This is a genomic window from Sphingobacterium chuzhouense (genome assembly GCF_014692525.1).
In the GTDB taxonomy this organism is placed as follows: Bacteria; Bacteroidota; Bacteroidia; order Sphingobacteriales; family Sphingobacteriaceae; genus Sphingobacterium; species Sphingobacterium chuzhouense.
On the sequence record NZ_JACNYL010000007.1, the window covers coordinates 45,208 to 71,648 of the forward strand.

Genomic DNA, 26,441 nt, shown 5'->3' on the forward strand with positions numbered 1-26,441 from the left:
GTTATGAAAACGAATTATATAGCGGTATATGCAGTCCTGATATTATTATTCTCTGGCTGCGATAAGTTTTTAGACCGACCACCGCTGACCGCACTGGATGATAATACCAATGGTTGGACAAGTGAAGAGAAGCTGCGGATGTATGCCGATAAATATTACGCTGATTTTTTTAATGGTTATGGTATTGCGTTCAATTACGGAACGGCTCCCATGACGTCATCTACTAACACAGATGACGTGGTAAGTCTGGGGAATCAAGCCAATTTTACCAGATCCGTGCCCAATTCGGGGATATGGAGCTACACAAATATTCGATCTTTGAATATTATGTTGGATCGCATTGAAACCCGTATGAGCGGTATCCTTAGCGAGGAAGCAAAGGCGCACTGGACAGCTGTCGGTAAGTTTTTCCGGGCCTTCCGTTATTGCGAACTGGTGCAGAGTTATGGTGATGTGCCGTATTATGATTTTGAGCTGTTTGATACCGATTTAGAGGAGCTTTATAAACCTCGGACAGCACGCAATGAAGTAATGAATCATGTTTATGATGACTGGCTATATGTGCTGGAAAATATTCGAACGAATGATGGAGACGATCAAAAACTGAATAAATATATCGCTGCAGGATTTATTTCCAGGCTGGCACTAACGGAGGCTTCCTGGCAGAAATATTACTACAATAACCCCGGGCAAGCAAAAAAGTTCTATGAACTGGCGATAGAGGCGGCTCAGATCGATATCAGCAGTGGTAAATACGATATCGTGACCGATTATAAATCTTTATTTACCTCCAAAGATTTAAAAGGTAATAAAGATATGGTGTTATACAGAGGTTACGATGCAGCTTTGGGGGTGACGCATGCTATTGCCTCCCAATGCAACCTGTCGGAGTCGACCAACAATGGCCCAACGACAGATTTATTGAAAGCCTATCTGTGTACCGATGGTAAGACTTGGGGAAATTCGGCCGTAGCGAATGCGTCCGAATTTGATTTGACCAGTATGATCCAGTCGCGTGATCCTCGCTTTGAAGCTACTTTTTTCAGCAAACCTAATCTACTGAACAGATCTGCGCTGTTTTACGTGACCAAATATTTTTCACGGGAGGCGGAAGAATCTGTTGTAACAGGTAACGGGCTGCCTACCGAGTTTTCGTCGAATAGGAATGAAACCGATGCACCGATATTGCGTTATTCAGAGGTATTGCTGAATTGGATCGAGGCGAAAGCGGAATTGGCTAGTATGGGGGGCGCTGCAGTAACGCAGGATGATATTAATAAGTCAATCAACAAGATCCGTCAGCGCCCGGTGGCAGCGGAGGCGAAATCCCGAGGGGTAGAAAATCTACCGGATTTATTGCTCAATGCTTTACCGACTGATCCGGATCGAGACCCAAGCGTATCTCCTTTACTGTGGGAAATACGTCGGGAACGTCGTCTGGAATTTGTTTTCGAAACAAATCGTTTGGCTGATCTCCGTCGTTGGTCGAAGTTGGAGTATATGGATAACGAACAAAATACGGATTTGTTGTCTGGAGGTTGGGTTGATTTTCCAGTGGAGCTTCCAAACGAGTTGGATGCAAAAAATATCGGTGTATTCGCGGTTGTGGATAAAGATGGTACAGAAACGGTCTACAATGGTACTAACGATGCTGAAATGAAAGGCTTCTACAAACATCAAAATAATAACCCACGTTTACCATTCTTGAACCAAGCCAATATCAATCCCTATCTTACTCCGGTAGGGCTCGTACAAATGGACGAATATGAATTAAAAGGTTATGTGCTGAAACAGACAGAAGGGTGGCCACAGAACTAATTTTAAAGTTTAATCAATAAAAATGTACCGTATGAAATCACTATATAAAATAGCAGCAATCGGGTCAATGTGTTCCTTGTTGCTGAGCGTTTTGTTCTCTTGTGAGGATGATTTACCCGGTGTGATGGATACCACATCGCAGATGACGGAGCTGAAAGCAATTAAGATCGTCAATGTCGGCGAGGCTGGTAACGGGGTTGTGGAAGGAACCATCAATGAGGTAACAAAAGAAGTTTCTTTCCCACGATTGGATACGCTAACGGATTTTGAACATCTGCGTTTTGAAGCTTCACTTTCGGATGGTGCAAAACTAGACCAAGAAACATATTCGGTTGTGTTTGAAGAGGGAAAAACCGAAAAAGTAATCGTGGTGAAAGTTCAGAACGAACCACGATATCGGGAATACTTGGTAAAACTCCGTTTAAACGTACCGGTATTTGGCGCTGAATTCAGCACGCCAACGATATACGACTATTCTTCAAATCCACAAGGAAATCCGATATACGCTACATTTACAGGTCAGCTAACCCGGGGTACCGGCTTTGACGGAGAGCATGTGCTCATCGTCAGCAGGTCAGGCTTCTCGGTCACCGACGCACACTTATTGAAAGTCAGTGATCTGAAAAATAATACTATTAACCGGATTAATCTGAATGTCGGGAATGTTGCTGCCGGTTCGCTTGTCGTTTCTGGAGGAGCGCAGATTAATGGTCATACCTATGTAGCAAATATTTCTGGTGCGGCTGCTTCGCCATTGAAGATTTATCATTGGACGGATCCGACCCAATTACCGGAGGTTACGCAAATTAACATGGCTACCGTTCCGGGAGCAGGCACGAGACATGGGGACAATGTGTCATTCAATTTGGATCAGAACGGAAACGGCTATATTTTCTACATCAGTGACACCGGTCCAGTTTTACGGCTGAAAGTTTCTAATTATTCGCAGATTACAGAACCGACGGTACTTTCGGTCCCGTTCACCTATGGACAATGGTCTTCTTATCTTCAAATAGGGAATACCGAGACCTATCTCATTACCAGTAATACGCAGCCGGTTTCTGTGATCAGCTCCGGGGGTTCGATATCCTACTCCTTGGGAGCTTCGTCTATTCCAAAAGGTTCGGATGCACGCGTGATTGAGTTCAACGGCGAACGCTACTTGATGATGATATCTGTGGCGCGTGGTCCGGGTGATGTCTCCACGCTCTATCTATATAATATTACAAAAGGAAGCAGTGTCGCCGATGCATTGGCTAATTTTGAGCAGACTGATAAGCAGCCCGTATATCAGTACAACTTGTCGACGATTCCCAATGGCGCTCCGGCTTCGCAAACAGGATTTAAAGTCATCAAAGATGGAGAAGGGAATGACAGTGTGCTACAATTATTCGCCGCTGCTACGGACGCCGGTTTTGTGATTATAGAGGTGCCAAAAAAACAATTGGAAGAAGAATAGAAACGTGTAAAGGAGCTCGTCTACGGTGGGTAGGCAAGTTTCCTTTGCTATTAAAAATATACGAATGAAGAAGAATAAAATATTAAGTATTTTGGCTTTGAGCTTTGCACTGCTGTTGCACAGCTGTAACAAAGACCGTCCGGAGCCGTCAAAACCAACCCCAAAACCAGGTGATGATGACGATAATCCGGCAACGGAAATAATATTGCCAAAAAACGAAATGCGGGCAGTTTGGATTGCTACCGCGTGGGGGTTAGATTGGCCGATTGGTGTTTATGGAGAAGCCCAGCAGAAACAGGCTTACACTACCATGTTGGATAAGTTTCAGGAACTAAAAGTGAACACCATATTCTTTCAGGTGAAAGCCATGGGCGATGCGTTTTATAATTCACCTTACGAACCTTGGGCAGCATCTATCACGGGTACGCGCGGACAAGATCCCGGTTATGATGTTCTGAAATTTCTAATTGACGAAGCGCACGATCGGGGAATGGAGTTTCATGCATGGATGAATCCATACCGTATCGCCACGAGAGCAAATGCCGGAGCAAATTATCCGACATTGCACAGTTCCATTTCTGCAGACTGGGTCGTGAATCACGAAAAAATCCAGATATATAACCCGGCTGTACCGGAAGTACGGACACGCTTGGTGGATATTATCCGGGATATTCTGGCTAAATACGATGTCGACGGTATCCACTTTGATGATTACTTTTACCCGGATCCTACAAGTGCCGGAACGATGGTTTCTGATGTTGCCGACTATGCGCAATACGGATCGGAATATGCTTCGATAGAAGCTTTTCGTCGAGGCAATGTCGATAAGGCTATTCAGGAGGTACACGAGGCTATTGTCGCTACAAAGCCGGCCGTTGTGTTTTCTGTTTCACCTGCCGCCAGTAAGAACTACAATTACAATACGTTGTATGCGGATGTAGCAAAATGGTGTCAACAGGGATGGTTGGATCTGCTCATCCCACAGCTGTATCAAGAGATTGGAAACAGCTCGAACGATTTTAAGGCGAACCTGGCAGACTGGTCGCAGAATAGTTATGACGCAGCGTTGGTCATTGGTCACGCTATTTATAAATTCGGTGATGCAGCACAACCAGCAGCTTTTCAGTCTGCTGACGAACTCGAACGGCAGTTCGAACTGACCCGGAAAGATACAAAAGCAGTGGGTAGCGTATTGTATAGCGCTAAATCTGTGATGGATAATAAAATCGGGATAACGAATAAGATAGCCGCTTTATACAGTAATCCTGCCGTGATGCCTTTTATAGGGAGGAGTTCTGCTGCTGATCCAACGGTGGTTGCCAATGTGAAGGTGGAAGGTAATATATTGAAATGGGATAAAAATAATAATGAACGTTTTGTCGTTTACTATACGGACGATCTGAAGAAAACAGGTCAAGTGGTCGTTATTACCGATCAAAACAGCTTGACGATATCCATGAACGGCTATTATTGTGTCACAGCGTTGAACAAGGATAATAAAGAAAGTGCGGCATCTGAAACCGTGGAATATTAACAAAAGTACGACATCCGATAATGAGGTGGATAATCACTATTCTGGTTTGCATATTTGGGAGTGTATGCGGGTATTGTGTTGCCCAGCAACCCTTTAAATTCGCACAGGTAACGGATACCCACGTAGGCGGGGCAACCGGTGCAGAGGATTTAAGGCGTACTGTTCGGGATCTTAACCAACAAAGCGATATCGATTTTGTCATCCTATCGGGAGACGTAACAGAGTTTGGGTCGGATGACGAACTTGCCCTGGCAAAGCAGATTTTAGATAGCCTCTCGTTACCTTTATACGTATTGCCCGGTAACCACGACAGCAATTGGTCAGAAAGTGGTGCCAACTCATTTAGGAAGGTATTTGGCGATGAGACGTTCTTCTTCCGTCACAAAGGTTATATGTTTATGGGAACAACATCAGGACCTAACATGCGCATGAGTCCGGGGCAGATACCTCGAGAGAACTTAGTGTGGATGGACTCGGTACTTAAGGCGAATCCGGATAAAGAAACCCCACTGATCTTTATTAACCATTATCCGTTAGACTCTTCCTTGAATAACTGGTATGAAGCAATAGACCGTTTAAAACAAAGGAATGTGCAATTGGCAATGTGTGGACATGGGCATAATAACAGTGTATACAATTGGGAGGGGATACCAGGGGTCATGGGGCGTTCCAATTTGCGGGCAAAGGATTCTGTTGGCGGTTACAATATTATTTCCATTGAAAATGGAACGGCTACGTATACCGTGCGCAGGCCGCTATGGAAAACCGAAGCAAGTTGGACGCACGTGCCATTGAAGAACCACCATTTTGATCAAACTGCCGTTTCCTATAAGCGGCCAGACTTCTCTGTAAATGATAAGTATACTAATCGTGTACAAGAGATGTGGCGATTTCAAGATGATGCTGATTTGGGAGCGGGATTGGCGAGCTATGGGGATTTGATCTTAACAGGTAATACCGAGGGACAGGTCTTTGCGCTTGATATAAACACAGGAAAGAAAGTGTGGGCTTATCAAACGGGAGGTAAAGTTTATGCTACGCCCGCGGTTTGGAAGAATACGGTGGTTGTTGGTTCTTCAGATGGAACGATATACGGTCTGAATGCGAAAAATGGGCACTTGAAATGGCAGATAAAAACGGACAAGGCGGTGCTGGGCAGTGCGGTAGTCGAAAAAGGAGTGGCTTTTGTGGGTGGTTCTGATGGATCATTCCGTGCAATAGATATGAAAAAAGGAAAAGTCAAATGGACTTTCAATAAACTTCAAGGGTATGTTTCTGGGAAACCGACGTTGTATAAGGATAACGTGGTATTTGGAGACTGGGGAAACGGATTCTACGCATTGTCCAAAAAGAGCGGCAAGTTGCAATGGTCTTGGGATAATGGGCATAAAAACCGCATGTTCTCGGCTGCAGCATGCTATCCAGTAGCAACGAATGACCGTATTTTTATTGTCGCTCCAGATCGTTATATGACCTGTTTGGATGCTGCGACAGGAGAGGTGGTTTGGCGGGAAAAAAATGACACCATTCGTGTTCGAGAGTCGATGGGGCTTTCGGAAGATGGACGTTATGTGTATGTAAAAACTATGGATGGAAACCTGCTTGGTATATCCACTGCTGCGGATAGTATGGATATTGCTTGGCGTTCAGCGTTACAGCTGCCGTACGAGCTAACGCCCTCTGGCATAGCTACCAATGGTAAGCAAGTGTTTGTGCCGAGCCATTCGGGACTTCTTTCCGGTATTGATGTGAAGACCGGAGAAGTTTTATGGCAGTATAAATGTTCAAATGCGATGATAAATCCTATATTTGTTTTGGGATCTAACCATCTAATTATCTCCACGATGGATGGTGTGACATTAAAACTTTACCTCAACAAGAGATAAAAAACATAGACAAATTGGATATTTTAAAGTATTTGTGCATGTTTGTGCGTGTTTTGGTTTAGAATTTGCATTTTTGTGTTGGAAGTAATAGAATAATTTAAATGGTAAGAGTTACGGAAAAGGAGTCGAACTATCAAGACTTGGATAAAATGTCAGTCAATGCGTTATTGACCAACATGAATAAAGAGGATAAAACCGTGCCATTAGCTGTAGAGAAAGCTATTCCGCAACTGGAAGCATTGGTGAAGGTTACGGTCGAGAAAATGAAAATAGGAGGGCGCTTATTTTATATAGGCGCAGGAACTAGTGGCCGTTTAGGAATTTTGGATGCTTCGGAATGTCCGCCAACTTTCGGGGTTCCGTTTGATTGGGTAATCGGGTTAATAGCTGGTGGAGATACTGCCATTCGTAAAGCTGTGGAGTTTGCAGAAGATGATATGGAACAGGCTTGGAAAGATATGGAAGAGTACGATATCGATAAGAATGACGTGATAATAGGCATCGCTGCCTCTGGAACAACGCCTTATGTCATCGGTGGGTTAAGACGAGCAAACGCGGAGGGGTTGGTAACGGGTTGTGTCGTTTGCAACAGTAATTCACCAATTGCGGAAGAAGCGCAATACCCGGTTGAAGTTATTGTTGGGCCTGAATTTGTTACGGGTTCCACACGACTGAAATCAGGCACGGCACAGAAGCTGGTGCTCAATATGTTGAGTACTTCCGTGATGATTCAACTGGGACGCGTAAAAGGAAATAAAATGGTTGATATGCAATTGTCGAATATCAAATTAGTTGCTAGAGGGGTGCGGATGGTTATGGAAGAGACAGGGCTCAACCAAGATGAAGCCTCTGCACTGCTGGAGCGTTATGGCAACGTGCGTAAAGCTATCGAAAGTTATCAATCTTTAAAATCTTAAAACTCAAAAATGTCTCCAATTACACTATTGATGTTTTTATTTGTATACTTTGGTATACTACTGAGCGTATCTTATTTCACATCCCGTAAAACTGCTGATAATGCTACATTTTTTGTGGCAAATAAAAATTCGAAATGGTACATGGTCGCCTTTGGGATGATCGGTGTGGCGCTGTCGGGGGTTACTTTCATTTCTGTTCCAGGCGCAGTAGGTGTCTCGAATTTTAGCTATTTTCAATTTGTTTTAGGTAATGCACTTGGATTTTTGGTAATAGCTTACGTTTTATTGCCACTTTATTATCGGATGAACCTCACTTCCATTTATACCTATTTGGAAGAAAGGTTGGGACATAGGAGCTACAAGACAGGAGCTATGATTTTCTTGGTTTCCCGGACGATCGGATCCGCTTTTCGATTATACTTGGTCGCGATTATTCTTCAACAATTCATCTTTGATGCCTGGAATATACCCTTCGGGATAACAGTAGCCGGTTGTCTGCTTTTAATATGGTTATATACCAATAAAGGGGGGCTTAAAACGATTATCATTACAGATATGTTCCAAACATTCTGTCTGCTCTTAGCGGTAATCCTATCGATTTATTTTATGGCGGACGGCTTAGGTATTTCTGTTTTAGATGCATTTGAGAGGGTGAAAGAGAGCTCTTATTCGCAGATTGTGGTTTGGGAAGATTTGTTGGGAGATCGAAATCATTTCTGGAAGCACATTATTGGTGGTGCATTTGTGACGATTGCCATGACCGGGCTCGATCAGGATCTCATGCAGAAAAATCTAAGCATGAAAACAATTGGCGAAGCACAGAAAAACATGCTTACTTTTACGGGGATATTTGTTGTTATCAACTTATTCTTTTTGGCAGTTGGTGCGTTGCTCTACATTTATGTGGCGGAAAAAGGAATTGATATCAGTATGCTTCGTACACCGGATTATCTCTATCCGGAGATAGCGCTGAACCATTTGTCTATAGCGGCGGGAGTCATCTTTATGATGGGGCTGACTGCTGCGACTTTCGCAACGACCGACTCTGCACTCACCGCATTGACTACATCGTATTGCGTAGATTTTCTTGGTTTTAATAAGGCAGAGGATCCGAATGCAAAAGCGCTGGTTAGAAAGCGAAATATAGTGCACTTCGCGTTTAGTGTAGTGATGCTATTAGTTATCTTGGTATTCCGGCTGTTGAACGATGATTCCGTAGTGACTGCCATTTTTACGGCGGCTAGTTATACGTATGGCCCATTGTTAGGTTTATTTGCATTCGGTATCTTGACCCGAAATAGAGTGAACGATAATCTGGTGCCTTATTTCTGTATCTTGTCGCCGATTATATGGTATCTGCTAAATACCTATTATATCGTTCCTTATACCAGCTATCGAATTGGTTTTGAGTTAATTGTTTATAATGGGTTGACGACATTCCTGATGATGTGGGTGACTTCACCAGGAAAGCTGCCACAAGAGAAGAATGCCATTTAAATTCTATTTGTTATATTTTTTAGTTTGGCTTTTTTCTTTTTCACTTTACATTCGGTATATTTGAGCCGCTCGAACAATATGTCGATAATGGGAAATTAGCTCAGCTGGTTTAGAGCACTACCTCGACAAGGTAGGGGTCACTGGTTCGAACCCAGTATTTCCCACAAAAAGAGACTGTTAAAGTCTCTTTTTTGTTTCTACGGTTTATTTTTTATTTTTATTCCAGAGCAAACTGGCATTGATGAATAGGTACTTGAGGCAACTCCTACTTTTTTTTGTTTTTATCTTCGTAGGCACGTCGTATGTTTCTGCGCAGGTAGAAGAGGAATTTAGCAGTGCGTTGGATTCGGCTCGTGCTAAAGAAGACAATAAAACAGACTCTGTCGTCTTTACCGCTAGATATGTACGCTACGCAACGTTAGATATACTCAAGCAGAGTACACGTACCATACAGATTGATACTACCCATGTCAATTTTCAATATTACAATAAGCAAAATGTTCCGTGGAATCCAACAATAAACTTGGGTTCTTATGGTCTAGCTTCCCGAGACCTTTTGTTCAACCCGAATAAGACGATTGGCTTTCAGCCCGGGTTCCATGCTCTGGAAAGATATTTGTTGCAGCCCGATTCTATCCAATATTTTCGAGCGAGGGCGCGTTATTCTGAATTATACGCCGTGGGATTCTTTTTCAACGATCAGGTTTTCCGGGCACGACTGGCGCAAAATATTAATCCGCAATGGAATATCGGTGCGGAGTACTATGCAACAAATACAGATGGATACTATGTCAACCAAGCTTATAATGATCGCAAGGCAGCCGTATTTACTTGGTACGAGTCAAAAAGCTTACGCTATAACCTGTTGATGAATGCAACGTTCAACAACCTGAACTCCCCCGAAAATGGCTCGGTTGTGGATCGGAACGTGTACATGCAGGATGTCTTTAAGGACACTTCCGATATGTCTAACATGGGATATCCCGTCAGGTTGCGGGGACAGCAGGCAAATCAACCTCATCATAAATGGAAGGACAATGGTATCTTTTTGCGCCAGTCCTACTATCTAGGTAGATTAGATACCGTAAATCGCGGAACACCGGAGATGGAGGTGCGTCCTACGAATACTGTCGCCCATAATTCTTCGTTGCGCCAGCGAACGTTCACTTTTTTCAAAAATGAAGAAGACTTGGAAGGTGCATTCCCTTATGGCGACTTTGCACGCGTAGAAGATACCACGATAGTTACGAATATTACCAACGAATTTACCTATAGCTTCTATTTACGTGGTAAAGGCGTGTTTAAAAATGAGGCTAAGCTCGATCTAGGGTTTCAGAACGATTTAATCTGGTATAAGGATAGTTTGACGAATGAGTTCTTTCAAAACAGTATGCTAAAGGGTACGCTAGGTTATCAATTTAGCGATCGTGTTCAGTTACAGGGAAATGTAAACCAGATTGTTGTAGGGCGTCACGCAGGAGACTTTCTCTATGAGGCCAATGCTGATGTTTTATTGAGTGAGAATGCGGGCAGGGTACGTATTGGAGCCTACTCACAAAATAAATCTCCTGAAATGGTGTTTGACTTAATGAACTATACCTATCATCAATGGGACCATAGTTGGGAAAAAACCAAGACACAGAACCTTTCTTTCGCTTATACCAATAATAAAATAGGTTTTTCGGGTAAAGTAGATTACTTTTTAATGGATAAGTACCTTTATTTTCGCGAGGTTGATAATCCCGATAACGACGAATTATATCTGCGACAAATAACCCCCGATCAATCCGGCAATATGAATTTATTGAAAGTCTCTGTCAGTCAGAAATTTCGTTTGGGACGCTTCCATTTTGATAATATGGGCGTGTATCAGAAAACGGATGCTCAAAATATATTGGCTATTCCGGAGCTGTATACTTGGCATAGCTTCTATTATGCTAATAAATTATACAACGTGATGGATTTCCGATTAGGAACTGATGTGCGCTTCAACACACCTTTCCGTTCTCCTTCCTATGCGATCAACGTCGGACAATTTTACAACGATAACGTCGGGATAGAATATTCCACCTACCCGATCGTGGATTTTTGGTTTACCGGTAATATCGACCGTGTGAACTTATTCATCTCCTATAACTTTGCCAATCAGTTTGTTTATCCGAAAGGATATTATACCGTCCGGCGTTACCCTATGCAGGACGCGAATCTACGGTTCGGCGTGTCCTGGAAGTTTTATGATTAACCGATAAGTTATTATTTCCTATTAATTTTTCCTTTAAGTATTTTATGATAACGCGTTAGGTTAAGATATACGCTTATTTGTGTTTTTATCGCCTACATGGTCTGAAATTATATTTTTTAAAAAATTTTTGTTTTTTAAAAAAAAGCTATATGTTTGTTTTATGTTAACATAGTGCGTTAAGCTGTGTGAGGTTAATGTCTTTGTTATATATAGATTATAAACTTTAAAAGATAGCTTAAATATATTTTTAATCTAGATAGTGCGTAAACCTATTCATGTTATAAAATTTGTTATGGACAAAAAATATTTAATCAAATCGCTGTTTGGATACCTCTTAATATGTCTTCTTTCTAGTTTTGCTGCAAAAGCACAGTTGCGCACAATTACTGGGAAGGTGGTGGATGCTGGTGTCTTAATCCCTTTACAGGGTGTAACCATTAATGTTGTTGGCAGTGGTCAAGCAGCGAGTACGAATAATTCTGGAGAATATTCGTTAGAAGCAAAGACGGGCGATTTGCTACGGTTTAATTTCTTGGGTTACGACCCTGTTGAAATTCTTGTTGGAAAAGAAAGTGTTTACGATGTAAAGTTAATTGGATCTGCTGAGAGTCTGGATTCTGTGGTTGTCGTGGGTTATGGTACACAGCGAAAAAGAGATATAACGGGGTCGGTGACTAGTCTGTCTCCACAGGATTTACAACCAGGGCCGGCGGCTAGTTTTGACCAAATGATGCAGGGAAAAGTAGCCGGAGCGCAAATTACCCAGACTACAGGGGCTCCAGGAGGAAATGTAAATATCGTTATTCGGGGGATTAATTCGATTACAGGTGGTAACCAGCCTCTGTATGTAATTGACGGTTATGCCATTGGTGCTGGTGGAAGTGGATCGGATGTGTCTAATTTCAACGGAAATTCCTATTCATCAGAGGGGATGGCCAATAACACCGCATCTAAAATTAATCCGTTGAGCAGTATCAACCCTTCCGATATTGCTTCCATAGAAATTTTAAAGGATGCGTCTGCGACTGCTATTTACGGATCAAGAGGAGCCAACGGCGTGATCATCATTACTACAAAAAAAGGAAAAAGAGGAAGTCCTACCGTTCATTTAGAAGCCGCGGGAGGTTTTCAGAACGTGGCCAATAAGCTGAAAATGATGAATGCGCAGGAGTTCGCAGAATTTCATGCGGAAGGACGAGACAACGCTTGGGTTTATGCGGGGGGGAATGCGTCAGATCCGAATGACTTAAGGACAGGAGGTACGCGAGTCCGCCCCGAGTTTCGTCATCCCGAATCATTGACTACAAATATAGATTGGCAGGACCAGATTTTTAGAACGGCGCCATTGCAGAATTATCAACTTTCGACCACGGGCGGAGGTGAGTCGGTAGATTACATGGTTTCGTTGGGATATTATAATCAACAAGGAATAATCAAAAAATCCGATTTCAATAAGTATAATATGCGTTCCAATATAGATATTAAGTTATCTAATCGGTTGTCTCTTGGTGTATCCTTGGCAGGTTCCTACACGCATGGAAATTTTGCACGTGCCGAAGGGCATTTGGGAACAAGAGGGTTAATTGCCGCTGCTTTAGCAAATTCACCTGCGATGCCTATTTACCAAGCAGATGGTTCCTATAGTTCAGAGTTATTGGATCCGCTAGGTGTACCGGTAGAAAACCCCTATTTAATCCTTGATGAATTTAGTGATAAGCGGAATTCTGCGAATATTTTTACCAATAATTATCTTCAGTATAATCTTTTAGACGGGTTGTCGATAAAAACGTCCATAGGTGTGAATTATGTGACCGGGTCAACCCGCCTCTGGAAATCATCCCAGATTGGTGAATGGGGGGCTAAAACGAGCCCGGCAACTGCAGGTGCTCACAACAGTGCTTTATTAAATTGGTTAAATGAAAATACGGTGAACTATACGACGAACTTCGGAGAGGATCATAAGGTAGACGCAGTTGTAGGGTTTACAGCGCAGAAAGAAAGTCTAAATATGCTGCAGGCTGGAGCGATGGATTTTCCGACGGATTTGATTCCTTATTTAGCCGGAGGAAATGTGAATGCTGGAACGAATTATATCACAGAATGGGCGATGTTGTCGTGGTTAGCTCGGGTTAACTACAGTTTTATGGGGAAATGGTTATTGACGGGTACTGTACGTCGGGACGGAAGTTCGAGATTCGGGATTAACAATCGTTGGGGTACCTTCCCTTCCGCGTCTCTAGGGTACAGGTTATCAGATGAAGAGTTTATGAAATCGTTGTCGTTTATAGATGATCTGAAACTAAGGGCGAGTTATGGTGCGTCGGGTAATAATTTAATAGGAAATTATGCCCATATCGGGCTGTTGGGTATTGTTCCTTATGTCGGTAATGGGCAACCATTGCTTGGTGTGACACCGCAAACCCTCGCCAATGAAAACCTAACGTGGGAGCGATCTTTACAGACCAACCTCGGGCTCGACCTGGCGCTATTTAATCATCGTATAGTCTTGACGGTGGATGCGTACCGCAATATGAAAAAGGATTTGTTGCTAAACACGTTACTGCCCGCAGCTACTGGGTTTAGCTCCGTGACACAAAATATCGGTGAGCTTGAAAATAAAGGTTTGGAGATTGCATTAAATACACAGAACATAGCGAGCGGATCTTTTCAGTGGAATACTGATTTTAATATAAGTTTCAATAGAAATAAGGTTCTAGCACTAAATACTTCATCAGCTAGGATATTAAGTTCGGCCTATCAAGCTACACAGGTAGGTCAGCCCATTTCAAGTTTCTTTTTGTTGGAAGCGACAGGCGTATTCAAAGACTGGGATGAAGTGCATGCTAGCCCTTTGCAGCATCCGAACACGCAACCGGGAGATCTCAAATTTAAGGATGCTAACGGCGATGGGCGGATCACAGACGATGATAAAACCTTCGTTGGCACGCCGTGGCCAAAGTATACTTTTGGATTCAATAATCAGTTTACCTATAAAAACCTTTCTTTGGGTGTGAGCTTAACTGGTTCGTATGGTCAAAAAATGTATTTTCAAGGCGCAGAGATTATCATGAATTCAGCAGGCGTTCAAAATCAATTGGCTTTGGTCAATGATCGCTGGAGGTCAGAAGAAAATCCCGGTAATGGTTTTGTGCCAAGAGCCATACGTAATGATTATGCCCGGGGAATTGGTATTAATTCCAGGTATCTGTTCGAAGCTTCATTTGTCCGTATCCGGAATGTTAATTTAGCATATAAGTTGCCGTCCAATATATTCCGTTCAAGATTGCCCGCTATCGATGTTTTTGCCGATGTCTCGAATGTGTATACATTTACGGATTACCCCGGCTATGATCCTGAAGGAAGTTCGACAGGAGATAACATTGCGGCGAGTGGTATAGACTATTTTTCATATCCATTACCTCGAACCTTTACATTAGGCATTAGAATGAATATCCGTTAACCCAATAATCTTACTGAAATGAAAAAATATATCGTTTGTGTTGCGTTGTCTTTTTTTTTGTGCTCCTGCAACAATTTTCTAGCGCTTTCGCCCGAACATCAAATCAACGAAAATAATTTCTATAAAACGGAAGCTGATTTTGAAAATGCGCTGATCGGAGTGTATGCATCTTTTCGGGAAATATATACGCATGAGATTTTCTATCTCGCCGAATTGACTTCGGATAATGCTGAGGTATCTATATCTTCCTCTTCCGTTGCTGAGATGGAGTTTGATGAAATGAATATAACCCCGTCCAATACGATCGTTCAAGGCTTTTGGACAAAGGTTTTATTTACGATCGCACGTGCAAATATCCTGCTTGTACGGTTAGAGCAGTCTGACTTAAATATAGAAAGTAAAGCAAGAATCGCTAGCGAAACAAAATTTATTCGTGCATATAGCTATTTTTTGATGGTACAGATTTTTGGACGATCTCCTATTACACATGGAGAATTTCGGAGTCCAAAAGATATAGCCAATGCCGACTTATCCTTGAAGTCTTCGGAAGATGTATATGCAGAGATTATTAAAGATTTGAAAGAGGCAGAAGAATTGGCGGTTGATGATTCCAACGAAGACAAAGGAAAGGTGTCTGTGGGTGCTATAAAAGGATTACTGGGTAAGGTTTATTTAACACGCCACCAATATACGGATGCTATACGTACGTTGGGAAGTTTAATTGAAGCAAATACATATAGTTTAGAATCTAATTACAAGACCCTTTTTAGTCCAGGAAATAGTAACACAAAGGAGTCCCTTTTCGAATTAAAGTTTATCTCTGGTTTTAACCAAGGTAACGAATATTCGGTGTTATTTACACCAGCTTCAACAGGATTATTGGCTAATAACCAGCAAGGCTCGGGACGAATTACACCGTCTCTAGACCTTATGGACGCCTACGAAGAAGGCGATGCTAGGAAGCAGGCTTCTGTAGGCGATACGATTAGACCCAATGGGGTAAAGGAATACAGCCGGCACGGGTTGAAGTTCGTGGATCTAAATGCAGAAAATCCGAGAGATGGCTCTGTTCATTTTACCGTTTTACGCTATGCCGATGTCCTCCTCATGTATGCTGAAGCATTAAATGAAGATGATGATATAGGTGGGGCACAGACTTACCTAAATATGGTTCGTTCCCGCGCAGATCTGGAAGAGCTGGAAATCAGTAATAAAGAAGATATGCGTGAATCCATCGCGAAAGAAAGAAGACTGGAATTGGCGTATGAGGCGCATCGTTGGTTCGATTTGTTGCGAACAGGAAAAACTCAGGAAACCATGAATGCATTTTTTGTGGGTAAAGGCTTAAATTTTACGGTGCAAAACCATGAATTGATATTTCCTATTCCACGCAGAGAGATCGATATCAATCCGGAGTTAGGACAAAATGATGGTTATTAACTTGTATAACACGTTAACCTATGAGATTATAAATAAATTTATTACACCAAATATAGCTAAATGATGAAGAAAATAATATCATTAATAAGTTGCAAACTGATGCTTTGTGGCCTATTGTGCAACAGTTTGGCGTATGCCCAGCAAACGTCAGGTTCAATTCCGATTTCCGGAAAAGTCGTCAATCAACAAAATGAAGTATTGGAGGGAGTAAGTGTATCTGTTAAAGATCGAGCTATTGCTGCGAAGACTGATGCGGAGGGCTTGTTTTCTTTGTCTATAGAGAGTGAGGAAGCTGTTCTAGTGTTTTCCTTTTTAGGCTACGACAGACTGGAAATAAAGGTAGGGCAGAAACGTTTTTTTAATGTGGTCCTAGCGACCAAATCCACCACATTGGATGATGTGGTGGTCATCGGTTATGGAGAAACTACCCGGCGAGATGTGACCGGGTCGGTAGGTTCTGTTAATATGAAAGATTTGGCTCAGGCGCCCGTAAAATCCTTTGATGAAGCTTTAGCCGGTCGGGTAGCAGGTGTAACCGTAACGGCAAGTGATGGACAGCCTGGATCAAATACCAACATCGTAATACGCGGATCTGGTTCGATCACGCAAAACACCGCACCGCTTTATGTGGTTGATGGATTCCCTTTAGAAGATGCCAATAGTAACAGCATCAATCCCGGAGATATTGAATCTATTGAAATACTCAAAGATGCTTCGGCAACCGCAATATATGGAGCGCGAGGTGCAAACGGTGTGATTATGATCACGACGAAAAAAGGAGTGGCTGGAAAACCAGTGGTAAATTATAATGCATACGGTGGTTTTGCCGAAAACCCGAAACCTCTTAAATTAATGGGGGCTTATGAATTCGTAAAGTATCAGTATGAACTGGAGCCTCAGTTTACGACTGATTATTATTTGGTGGGACGTACATTGGAAAGTTACCGGGACGAGCCGAGTATAGATTTACAGGATCAGATCTATAAACAAGCATTTGTGCACAACCATGAATTGTCTGTGCGGGGCGGTAGTGGAGGTACGACCTATTCACTTTCGGGGAACTTATTGAAAAATAATGGATTGGTCACCAATTCGGGATTTGATAGAAAACAGTTGCGATTCCAGTTTGACCAACAATTGGGTAAGAAGCTTAAAATAGGAACGATCGCAAATTATAGTGCAAATAAAACGTACGGTATTATCGTTGGCGAACCGTCGATGCGAATCACATACAGCGGTTTAAGCTTACTGGCTTCCGTATGGGGATTTCGACCCATACAAGGCGTAAACGAATCGCTTCTGGAAGACCTGTTTGATCCGACGGCTCCCGAAAATGACTTTAGGGTAAACCCCATTTTATCGACCCAAAATGAACTTCGGGAAACGTTTGCGAATACACTGACGCTAAATGGATATGCCGAATATTCCTTTAATCCGAATCTAGTTTTCAGATCTTCGGCTGCTTACACCAATGTGATGGTTCGGCAAGATATGTTTTTTAATTCCCTAACAGCAAACGGAAACATAAGGCGTAACGAAGGTGTAAACGGTTCTATTGCGTTTCGCCCGAGAACGACTTGGGTGAATGAAAATATTCTTACCTATAAAAAGTCCTTCAAACAAGGGCATACACTCAATGCTGTCGGTGGTTTTTCTTTGCAGCAATACGATAGTGGAGACTACGGTTTCCAGGGATTGAATGTGTTAAATGAATCACTCGGGATAGATGGATTGGATGAAGCCGGAACGAATGTTGGATTCTCATCATCTTCTAGATGGGCTTTGATGTCGTTTTTAGGAAGATTCAACTATGGATATAAAAACAAATATAGATTAACCTCTTCCTTTAGGTATGACGGCTCTTCAAAATTTGCACCGGGTAAGCGGTGGGCCTTTTTTCCGTCAGCAGCATTTGCCTGGACCGTGTCAGAAGAAGATTTTTTAAAAGACGTTTCTTTCTTGCATAATGCCAAAATAAGAACGAGTTATGGGGCTACTGGGAATAACCGGGTATCAGATTTTCCGTACATAACACAGTTAAGTATTCCCAGATTTGGGGGGTATTCCTTTAATAATGCTGCTCCTACACGTGGAGCATTGCTTTTGCAATATGGTAATCCCGATTTAACATGGGAAACGACTGTCCAAAGCAATATCGGTTTAGATCTCTCCTTTTGGGAAGGAAGAATTGAATTTGTAGCAGATGTCTATAGAAGAAATACAAAAGATTTATTGTTAGACGCGACACTTCCATACGCTACCGGGTTGACGAGCAGCGCCACTAACTTGGCTACGGCTTACAAGAACATTGGAGAGTTACGTAATCAGGGTTTGGAGCTGACGTTAAATACAACCAATATCGATAATGGCAGATTTAAATGGAGTACAAATTTCAATATCAGTTTTAATCAAAATAAAATTATCGCCCTCAACGAAAACCAAACAGCTTTACTGAGCCCGGTAGCATTTGATACCGATTTTAGAAATGTGTTCCCTTACATTTCTGTTGTAGGAGGCCCTTTGGCGCAGATGTACGGATTGGTATGGGATGGCGTCTACCAATATAATGATTTTGATCAAGTACTGGGAAACTATGTATTAAAGGATCATATCACTACAAATGGCCAACCACGGGAGAATATTCAACCTGGAGATATCAAATATAACGATATAAATGGTGATTTGGTCGTCAACGAGATGGATTTTACTGTAATCGGAAGAGGATTGCCTATTCATGTGGGAGGCTTTACCAACCGTTTTGATTATAAGGGTTTTGACTTGAATATATTCTTTCAATGGTCTTATGGAAATGATATTCTCAATGCGAATAGATTGATTTTCGAGGGAAATGCAAAACGACATCGTTCCTTAAATCAATATGCGAGTTATGAAAATCGCTGGACACCTGAGAATCCTAGTAACGAACTTTTTAGAACGGGTGGACAACGGGATACCTACTATTCAAGCCGGACGGTAGAGGATGGTTCATTCTTGCGTCTCAAAACGGTCTCCTTGGGATACACTTTCCAAGATCATGTGTTAAGCCGTTTGAAGGTAAACTCGCTTAGATTATATGCTTCGGCACAAAATCTGCATACTTGGACATCCTATTCAGGTTCAAATCCAGAGGTATCTGTACGGCATTCTGCGTTGACACCCGGATTTGATTTTTCCGCATATCCTTTGGCCCGGACGATAACTTTTGGTTTGACCACAACTTTTTAACGTAAATGATGATGAGATTCACTTATATTTTAATTGCACTGTTGATAGGAACATCTTCGTGCAAAGATTTTCTCGACACAAAACCTACTGATTTTGTAACACCCTCCTATGAGACGGTAAACGATTTTGAACTGGCACTTGCCGGAGTGTACGACATCCTTGGAAATCGGACATTTTACGGCGATGTGTGGCCATATTGGCTCAATGTAAGTACGGATATCGAATACACCAATACCGGGTCTGCCAATGCTACTGTATATATATACGGCCCGGCGGAAGCAAACGTGACTGATTTTTGGAAAGCCTTGTATACAGGTGTATATCGTGCCAATCTTATCTTGGATGTGGTAGACGGTACGGATTTGGACGATGGCTCTAAAAACAGGATAAAGGGGCAGGCCTTGTTTCTGCGGGCATATTACTATTTCATGTTAGTCAGCAATTACGGTGATATTCCTTTGTATCTAAGCGCCAAACCCTCCATCAATGAAATGGATGTACCGAGAACGCCTATGAAAGAAGTTTACAACTTGGTTGTGGCGGATATGCTGGAGGCCGAGCAATTGGTAGACGAAGTGGAAGGGGGTAATACCGAGAAGACCGTGAATTTTGGAGGAAGGGTCTCGCGGTCTGCTGTACAGGGTGTGTTGGCGAGGGTATATCTCAAGATGGCGGGGTATCCTTTGATGGACCATTCTAAGTATGCTGATGCTCTAAAATGGGCGCTAGCTGTAAAAAATTCAGGATTACATAGCCTGAATCCCGATTATACTGATGTATTTATTAAATATGCAAAGGATGAATACGATATCCGGGAGAGTATTTGGGAAGTCGAATTTTATGGGAATACACAGGGTGCCATGCAAGAGTACACTTATTATATCGGTGCAAGAGGGGGGATACGTACACAAGATGCTGAACTTGGACGTAGCGGAGGGTTAATCAACGGCAGTGGCAAATTGTTCGATCTTTATGAACTTGATCCGAATAGCACAACCGTACCGCTGAAAGATTCATATGATTTAAGACGTGACTGGAACTTGGCTCCTTATACCTATGTGGGTACACCGGGCGTAAAAACACCCAATAACGATCGATGGAGAAGGAACATGGGCAAATGGCGACGCGAATATGAGGTGGTGTCACCTAAAGATATTTCTACCTCACCCCAAAATTTTCCGATTTTGCGTTACGCAGATGTCTTGCTGATGGCTGCTGAAGCAGAGAACGAGTTGAACGGGCCAGATAATGCGTATCCGTACATCAACGAGGTGAGAAGACGTGCGTACGGGCTTCTACTGCCTCAGCCACCTAACCCGGATGTAAACGCAGATCTGTTGGGACTATCGAAAGATGAGTTTAGACAGGCTATAAAAGATGAACGAGCCAGAGAATTTTGTTTCGAAGCGTCGCGGCGTACAGATTTGATCAGATGGGGCAACTTTGTAGGGGATATGAAAGCATACATCACATGGGCATTGGCCAATGGCGGTGTAGAGGGGCATGTGCTCGGTTCGCGAAATGTCTCCGACCGCAACGTGTTGTTGCCTATTCCTACGTATGATATGTCTTTAAATAAAGCATTAACACAAAACCCTGGTTATTAATTTTTTAAGACTTAATTATGAAACATATATATCAAATCCTGTCCATAGTCTTTTTTTTAGGCTTGGTATCCTGTGAAAAGGACCTGCATGTAGATCAGCCCGATTTTGAGGTGAGGCTAAGTAAAACTACATATAAGGTAGGAGACACCATTCGTTTTGAATTTTCCGGAGCTCCCGATAATATCACTTTCTATTCCGGCTTGCCTGGATCTGACTATCGCTTTAGGGAGCGTACGCAAGTGGAGGGAGGAATTCCCAAAGCTAAAATTACCACACAGTACGGTGGGGGCGGTAATCAAATAGAAACACTCCGTTTGATGGTGAGTAGTGACTTGGCGCAATATACGGCAGAAGGCGTGGCGCAGGCCAACTGGACAGATGTCACTTCACAGGTGGATATGGCGACGAATGCCACGGTCGTTGAATCAGGATACCTGGATCTGTCGCCATGGGTCGATACAGCAGCCCCCTTTTTTATAGCATTCAAATTTGTAGGGAAAAAAGATCCCGCTACTACGCCGGGAAATTGGATTGTCCGCGAATTAGAAGCTGTTACGGAGCTGCCTGATGGATCAGAAATCCCGGTAGCCGATCGTCTAAATGCCGGCTGGAGCATAATCGATGTATTGAATCCGGCTACTGTATGGACCATCCGGGCAGCCGATGTTGTGATTATCGGTGGCGGCCCCAATACGGACCCTAGTGAAGATTGGTTGATTACGAAGCCGCTCTATTTTACAAAGGTGCCACCGGATACAGGGATTCCTATTCAAAATATAGGTTCCAATCTTCTTTCGGATTATTCATATACATATACGACCCCCGGAACCTATCACGTTGCTTTTTTGGCTTCTAATGCGAGTGCCGACGATTACAAATCGGTGGTGAAGGAATTTGAAATCACTATAGAGCCTTAACGATGAAGTATTTGCATATAAAATACGGTTCCAATATGATGCTCGTATGGGTGTTGTTAATAACCTTTATCAGCAATGCTTATGCACAAAACAAGGAGGACATCCTATTTAAATCGGGTGATAAGATTGCGTTTATCGGAAACAGCATTACCCATAACGGCGATTTTCACCACTATATTCTGCTGTATTATGCAACCCGTTTTCCAGACAAGAAAGTCACATTTTACAATCTGGGGATTAAAGGCGACAACGCCAATAGTTTCCTGCGCAGGATGGATGCCGATATTATTCCGCATAAAGCAGGCTGGTCTATCGTAATGGCGGGGATGAATGATGTCAACCGTGGATTGTACACGCCGGAGAAACAAGCTGAACCTGATATTCAGCAACGGAAGGAGAGAGCGTTGAAAGATTTTGAATCGTATTACGATTCATTTTTGACGCGTTTAAAACGGACAAAAACGAATATTATCTTACAGAAACCGAGTATCTATGATCAAACCGGAGATTTGACTGCTGTCAACTTGGTGGGCGTAAATGGTGCGTTGGAAAAATGCGGTAAAATCATCGATAAGCTAGCCAAGAAACACAAGGTCATGGTAATCGACTACTGGACGATTATGCATGAAGTCAACGCTAATCTTCAACAAACGGATGTTAAATCCACCATCGTCGGTCAAGATAGGGTTCATCCGGGCCCGCCGGGACATTTTGTGATGGCCTATACTTTCCTTAAAGCGATGGATACCCCCAATAACGTGTCATCACTTACAATTGATAAAGGTAGCATAACGGATGTTAAATATGGTACAGTCAGTAATTTAAACATGCAGGAAGACGAGCTGACATTTGATTATCTGGAAGAAAGGCTGCCTTTTCCCGTACCTCCCGAAGCAGAAAAAGCATTGACCCTTGTCCCTTTTGTAGACGATTTCAATACACAATTATTACAGGTAAAAGATTTGGAGGAGGGCGTGTATACGCTTACGATCGATGATATCCTCATCAGCAATTTTACACAGGAGGAATTGGCGAAAGGTATAAACTTGGCAGAGAGAAAAAATACGCCCCAGTATCAACAAGCGTTAAAAGTCTTTAAGGAAGCGGTAGCTTATCGTAACGTGCAGCGGCAGTTGAGAGAAATTAAATTTGTAGAATTTAGTTATCTTCCCAAAGAACTGTGGGGTGGAGATTTCGAGCCGATTAAAACATTTATTTCGGAATACCTTTCTTTTTTACAGGTGTCAAAAGATGCCCGCTACGAAACATTCCATAGCATATTTGAGGCATATTTGAAAAACAAACCCCAACAGATGGATTTGGAAAAGCAAGCGAACACTTTACCAGAAGCAATATATCAGCTTAATCAGCCGCAATCGCACCGCTTTCGGTTGGCAAAGGCGGATTTAGATATGCCAGATCGTAGTGAAGCTCCTTTTGGGGTAAATTTAGCAGGAGCTGAATTTGCGCATCAGAAAACTCCTGGTGTTTACAATCGTGATTATACATATCCCACCGTTGCTGAACTGGATTACTTCAAATCAAAAGGATTAACCCTCTTCCGTCTGCCATTTTTATGGGAACGGATACAACACGAGCTAGATGGCGCATTAGACGAAGTAGAATTAGGAAGAATGATGGCTTTTGTTGACGCCGCACGGGAGAGAAACCTCTGGGTTATCTTGGATATGCATAATTATGGACGTCGATTTGTAAATGGTACCCGGGAAATTATCGGCTCAGCCAATCTGCCTATTAAACACTTTGAAGATGTCTGGGGAAAACTTGCAGAACAATTTCGAACGAAAGAAAATATTTGGGCATACGGATTAATGAACGAACCACACGGCATGTTAGATTCCATACCTTGGTTTAATATAGCGCAACGGGCTATTTTTAAAATCCGGGAAATGGATATGGATACACCGATTATGGTAGGAGGTGATAGCTGGAGTTCGACATACCGTTGGCAACAAGCCAGTGGAAATCTAAAAGACTTGGTAGACCCATCCGCTAATCTGATTTTTGAAGGTCATCTTTATTTTGATAAAGACGCTTCCGGAACGTATAAAGGCACCTATGATGAGGAAGGGACAACGCCAGAAACAGGTATTGTTCGGGCACGCCCGTTTGTAGAATGGCTGAAAGAAAATAATTTAAAAGGCTTTGTCGGGGAATACGGTGTTCCGGATGATGATCCCCGTTGGTTGGTAACGCTTGATAATATGCTGAACTACCTCAAAGATAATGGCGTGAATGGAACATACTGGGCTGCCGGACCTTGGTGGAATAAGTACAAATTAGCAATAGAACCAAGAGATGGGATAGATCGTCCGCAGCTAAAAGTACTCTTAAAATACTTGAAAGTCAATGGTAAGTGATTTAGTAATTAGGGTGCGCGATAATGCCAAACTGGTACTTATCGCCGCTATAAAAAGAATGTTCTATTTCAATAATGTTTCCATCCTCCGCTATAACAGCTCCATCCAGGATAAATATAGGGAGAGGTTTGTCGTTCTCAAAGTAGTTATCCGGTGTGCTGGTGTCAAATATTGTTGTCTTAAGTGTTTGCTCTATCGTCTTTATTTTAATATGATAGGTTTGCTCGTATGTTTTGAAAAAAGAAATTTCGGGCGATATGCGTTCAATTTTTGGACAGTGCTTAAGGGATATATATCGGGTCTCGTCTTTCAAGATATCGTCGTCAGCGTAGCGAAGGATACGGATCTTCAAAACCGGACCTTCGAGCGTCAGTTGTTTATGTTGAATCATGGTAGAAATACCCTCTTGTAATATCGTTTTTTCAATGACAATATTTTTAGGCTCGAACCCTTCTTGCGATAAACTTTCATTGAATCCTCTCCGCGTGGATTCGACCGAACCCAATGTGCGAACAATTTTATGGTCACCGGTGCGATTAAGCACAAATGTGCCTTTGCCTTTAATTCGACGTACCCAACCAAGTGTCTCTAAATTTAAGAGGCTCTTCCGTGCCGTTGTGTTGCTGACTTTGAAGGTTTTGATTAACTCATTTTCCGAAGGAACCTTATCGCCGGGCGCTAAATCGCCTTCTTTGATTCGTTTGATAATTTCTTCGCTGATGAGAATAAATTTGGGATCCATATATAATATAAAACGATTTTGCTACAAATATAAAATAATTAGTTTGTGTAACAAATGTGTTCACTATGTTTGGTAGTCCGCAACTTAATGCGTTAACAAGATGAAGAATAAAATAGCTTGGTTAGTGTTGGTCCTGGTCTTTATTGCGACGGGGTTAAATTTTTTGGATAGGCAAGTCTTGTCCATGACGATAATTAAAATCCAGGAGGAATTCCACATTACAGATGTACAATATGGTTGGATAAACACGAGTTTTCTGGTCAGTTATGCATTAATGTTTACCGTAGGGGGGCGTATTATCGATACCGTCGGTGGAAAAATTGGTTTGGGACTAGCGGTATTGATCTGGTCTATCGCTTGTTTTCTGCATGGGGTCATGCAGAACTTCTACCAGTTAATTGCTTTCCGTTTTCTTCTGGGCTTCGGGGAAGGCGGGTGTTTTCCCGGAGCGGCGAAGGTCGTTTATGAATGGTTCGACGAAAAGAAGCGGGGTATGGCTAACGGTATTGCCATCGGTGGATCAGCAATCGGTGCCGTTTTGGCGCCACCTTTAACCATCTACGTAGCCTCTAGCTTTGGTTGGCGAGCAAGCTTTATTATTCCGGCTATCGTCGGGATGATTTGGGTTGTTAGCTGGTTTCTGATCCCTTGGAAAAAGTATCTGGGGAATCAAAAGGAAAAGATTATATCGAACGCAGTTCCTTTTGCAAGCATTTTGAAAAACAAATATTTATGGGTTTTTGTCAGTATCCGCTTCTTACTTGATCCGGTTCTTTATTTCTTAATGTTTTGGGTGCCTAAGTACCTAAGCGAATACCGAGGGATGTCGTTTGAACGTATCGGCGATTTATTTTGGATTCCTTTTTTGGCACTCGGAATTTCGAACATCTTTGGCGGCTGGATATCTGACAAATTGATACAGCGAGGTATTTCCATCAATAAAGCAAGGAAATGGGTTATGGGAATAGCGGCAGGATTGACCCTCTGTGCACCGTTTATTGCGTTTGTTGGGTCTTATCAGCTTGCCATAGCACTACTAACATTATTGCTATTTGCGCATGGATTTTGGATCACGAATTATATTACCGCTATTTCCGATATTTTCGGAAGTAGGGCGACATCGACCGTCGTGGGGTTGTCCGGCACCGCCGGTGCATTGTCCAGTTTGTTGATAAACCCTTTTATCGGAGAAATCGTGACACGTTATTCGTATACGCCATTATGGGTTACAGCAGGGTTGATGTACCCCCTAGGTTTTCTCCTCTTTTTGGTATTTATACCCCGGATAAAAGCATTGTTTTAATGCAGGAATAAAT

Annotated in this window: 15 protein-coding genes and 1 tRNA gene; 15 read left to right on the forward strand and 1 reads right to left on the reverse strand. The window is 42.5% G+C overall.

All coding sequences use genetic code 11. The features are described from left to right. Positions 1–3 precede the first annotated feature (3 nt). The 14 genes from H8B21_RS20195 (at position 4) to H8B21_RS20260 (ending at position 24,383) form a co-directional block, all read left to right on the forward strand. Positions 4–1,818, forward strand: a complete 1,815-nt coding sequence (locus tag H8B21_RS20195; RefSeq protein ID WP_190315668.1) for a RagB/SusD family nutrient uptake outer membrane protein — start codon at positions 4–6, stop codon at positions 1,816–1,818. Between the two features lie 31 nt (positions 1,819–1,849). Next, complete coding sequence (locus H8B21_RS20200; protein ID WP_190315669.1) at positions 1,850–3,277, forward strand: DUF4623 domain-containing protein; 1,428 nt, start codon at positions 1,850–1,852, stop codon at positions 3,275–3,277. A 64-nt stretch (positions 3,278–3,341) separates the two neighbouring features. Next, on the forward strand, positions 3,342–4,811 hold the full coding sequence (locus H8B21_RS20205; RefSeq protein ID WP_190315670.1) for a glycoside hydrolase family 10 protein: 1,470 nt from the start codon (positions 3,342–3,344) through the stop codon (positions 4,809–4,811). 20 nt (positions 4,812–4,831) lie between these two features. Next, entirely contained in the window at positions 4,832–6,697 is a 1,866-nt protein-coding gene (locus H8B21_RS20210; RefSeq protein ID WP_190315671.1) for an outer membrane protein assembly factor BamB family protein, read from the forward strand. Between the two features lie 101 nt (positions 6,698–6,798). Then, complete coding sequence (murQ, locus tag H8B21_RS20215; protein ID WP_190315672.1) at positions 6,799–7,614, forward strand: N-acetylmuramic acid 6-phosphate etherase; 816 nt, start codon at positions 6,799–6,801, stop codon at positions 7,612–7,614. Between the two features lie 9 nt (positions 7,615–7,623). Then, entirely contained in the window at positions 7,624–9,111 is a 1,488-nt protein-coding gene (locus tag H8B21_RS20220) for a sodium:solute symporter (RefSeq protein WP_190315673.1), read from the forward strand. Positions 9,112–9,200: 89 nt separating this feature from the next. Beyond that, positions 9,201–9,275: transfer RNA gene (locus H8B21_RS20225), tRNA-Val, on the forward strand. Positions 9,276–9,352: 77 nt separating this feature from the next. Beyond that, complete coding sequence (locus H8B21_RS20230) at positions 9,353–11,353, forward strand: putative porin (protein WP_190315674.1); 2,001 nt, start codon at positions 9,353–9,355, stop codon at positions 11,351–11,353. A gap of 292 nt (positions 11,354–11,645) precedes the next feature. After that, on the forward strand, positions 11,646–14,813 hold the full coding sequence (locus H8B21_RS20235) for a SusC/RagA family TonB-linked outer membrane protein (protein ID WP_190315675.1): 3,168 nt from the start codon (positions 11,646–11,648) through the stop codon (positions 14,811–14,813). An 18-nt stretch (positions 14,814–14,831) separates the two neighbouring features. Continuing rightward, positions 14,832–16,253, forward strand: a complete 1,422-nt coding sequence (locus H8B21_RS20240) for a RagB/SusD family nutrient uptake outer membrane protein (protein WP_190315676.1) — start codon at positions 14,832–14,834, stop codon at positions 16,251–16,253. A 60-nt stretch (positions 16,254–16,313) separates the two neighbouring features. After that, positions 16,314–19,478 (forward strand): SusC/RagA family TonB-linked outer membrane protein, encoded by a 3,165-nt coding sequence (locus H8B21_RS20245; protein ID WP_190315677.1) that lies wholly within the window; start codon positions 16,314–16,316, stop codon positions 19,476–19,478. A 5-nt stretch (positions 19,479–19,483) separates the two neighbouring features. Further along, entirely contained in the window at positions 19,484–21,085 is a 1,602-nt protein-coding gene (locus tag H8B21_RS20250) for a RagB/SusD family nutrient uptake outer membrane protein (protein WP_190315678.1), read from the forward strand. A 17-nt stretch (positions 21,086–21,102) separates the two neighbouring features. Continuing rightward, positions 21,103–22,002, forward strand: a complete 900-nt coding sequence (locus tag H8B21_RS20255) for a DUF5017 domain-containing protein (protein WP_190315679.1) — start codon at positions 21,103–21,105, stop codon at positions 22,000–22,002. Between the two features lie 2 nt (positions 22,003–22,004). Next, positions 22,005–24,383, forward strand: coding sequence for a cellulase family glycosylhydrolase (locus H8B21_RS20260; RefSeq protein ID WP_190315680.1), 2,379 nt, complete (start codon positions 22,005–22,007; stop codon positions 24,381–24,383). Between the two features lies 1 nt (position 24,384). Here the strand turns inward: H8B21_RS20260 and H8B21_RS20265 are convergent, their stop codons facing one another. Next, positions 24,385–25,125, reverse strand: coding sequence for a GntR family transcriptional regulator (locus H8B21_RS20265; RefSeq protein WP_190315681.1), 741 nt, complete (start codon positions 25,123–25,125; stop codon positions 24,385–24,387). 100 nt (positions 25,126–25,225) lie between these two features. Here H8B21_RS20265 and H8B21_RS20270 point away from each other — a divergent pair, with 100 nt between their 5' ends. Further along, on the forward strand, positions 25,226–26,428 hold the full coding sequence (locus tag H8B21_RS20270; RefSeq protein WP_190315682.1) for an MFS transporter: 1,203 nt from the start codon (positions 25,226–25,228) through the stop codon (positions 26,426–26,428). Positions 26,429–26,441: the final 13 nt, after the last annotated feature.

Excerpts from the sequence above, each read along its gene's own strand:
- H8B21_RS20260 (WP_190315680.1), top strand. The coding sequence starts at position 22,005 with ATGAAGTATTTGCATATAAAATACGGTTCCAATATGATGCTCGTATGG.
- H8B21_RS20230 (WP_190315674.1), top strand. The coding sequence starts at position 9,353 with ATGAATAGGTACTTGAGGCAACTCCTACTTTTTTTTGTTTTTATCTTC.
- H8B21_RS20255 (WP_190315679.1), top strand. The coding sequence starts at position 21,103 with ATGAAACATATATATCAAATCCTGTCCATAGTCTTTTTTTTAGGCTTG.
- H8B21_RS20270 (WP_190315682.1), top strand. The coding sequence starts at position 25,226 with ATGAAGAATAAAATAGCTTGGTTAGTGTTGGTCCTGGTCTTTATTGCG.
- H8B21_RS20220 (WP_190315673.1), top strand. The coding sequence starts at position 7,624 with ATGTCTCCAATTACACTATTGATGTTTTTATTTGTATACTTTGGTATA.
- murQ (WP_190315672.1), top strand. The coding sequence starts at position 6,799 with ATGGTAAGAGTTACGGAAAAGGAGTCGAACTATCAAGACTTGGATAAA.
- H8B21_RS20200 (WP_190315669.1), top strand. The coding sequence starts at position 1,850 with ATGAAATCACTATATAAAATAGCAGCAATCGGGTCAATGTGTTCCTTG.
- H8B21_RS20265 (WP_190315681.1), bottom strand. The coding sequence starts at position 25,125 with ATGGATCCCAAATTTATTCTCATCAGCGAAGAAATTATCAAACGAATC.
- H8B21_RS20210 (WP_190315671.1), top strand. The coding sequence starts at position 4,832 with ATGAGGTGGATAATCACTATTCTGGTTTGCATATTTGGGAGTGTATGC.
- H8B21_RS20195 (WP_190315668.1), top strand. The coding sequence starts at position 4 with ATGAAAACGAATTATATAGCGGTATATGCAGTCCTGATATTATTATTC.
- H8B21_RS20250 (WP_190315678.1), top strand. The coding sequence starts at position 19,484 with ATGATGATGAGATTCACTTATATTTTAATTGCACTGTTGATAGGAACA.
- H8B21_RS20205 (WP_190315670.1), top strand. The coding sequence starts at position 3,342 with ATGAAGAAGAATAAAATATTAAGTATTTTGGCTTTGAGCTTTGCACTG.
- H8B21_RS20240 (WP_190315676.1), top strand. The coding sequence starts at position 14,832 with ATGAAAAAATATATCGTTTGTGTTGCGTTGTCTTTTTTTTTGTGCTCC.
- H8B21_RS20235 (WP_190315675.1), top strand. The coding sequence starts at position 11,646 with ATGGACAAAAAATATTTAATCAAATCGCTGTTTGGATACCTCTTAATA.
- H8B21_RS20245 (WP_190315677.1), top strand. The coding sequence starts at position 16,314 with ATGATGAAGAAAATAATATCATTAATAAGTTGCAAACTGATGCTTTGT.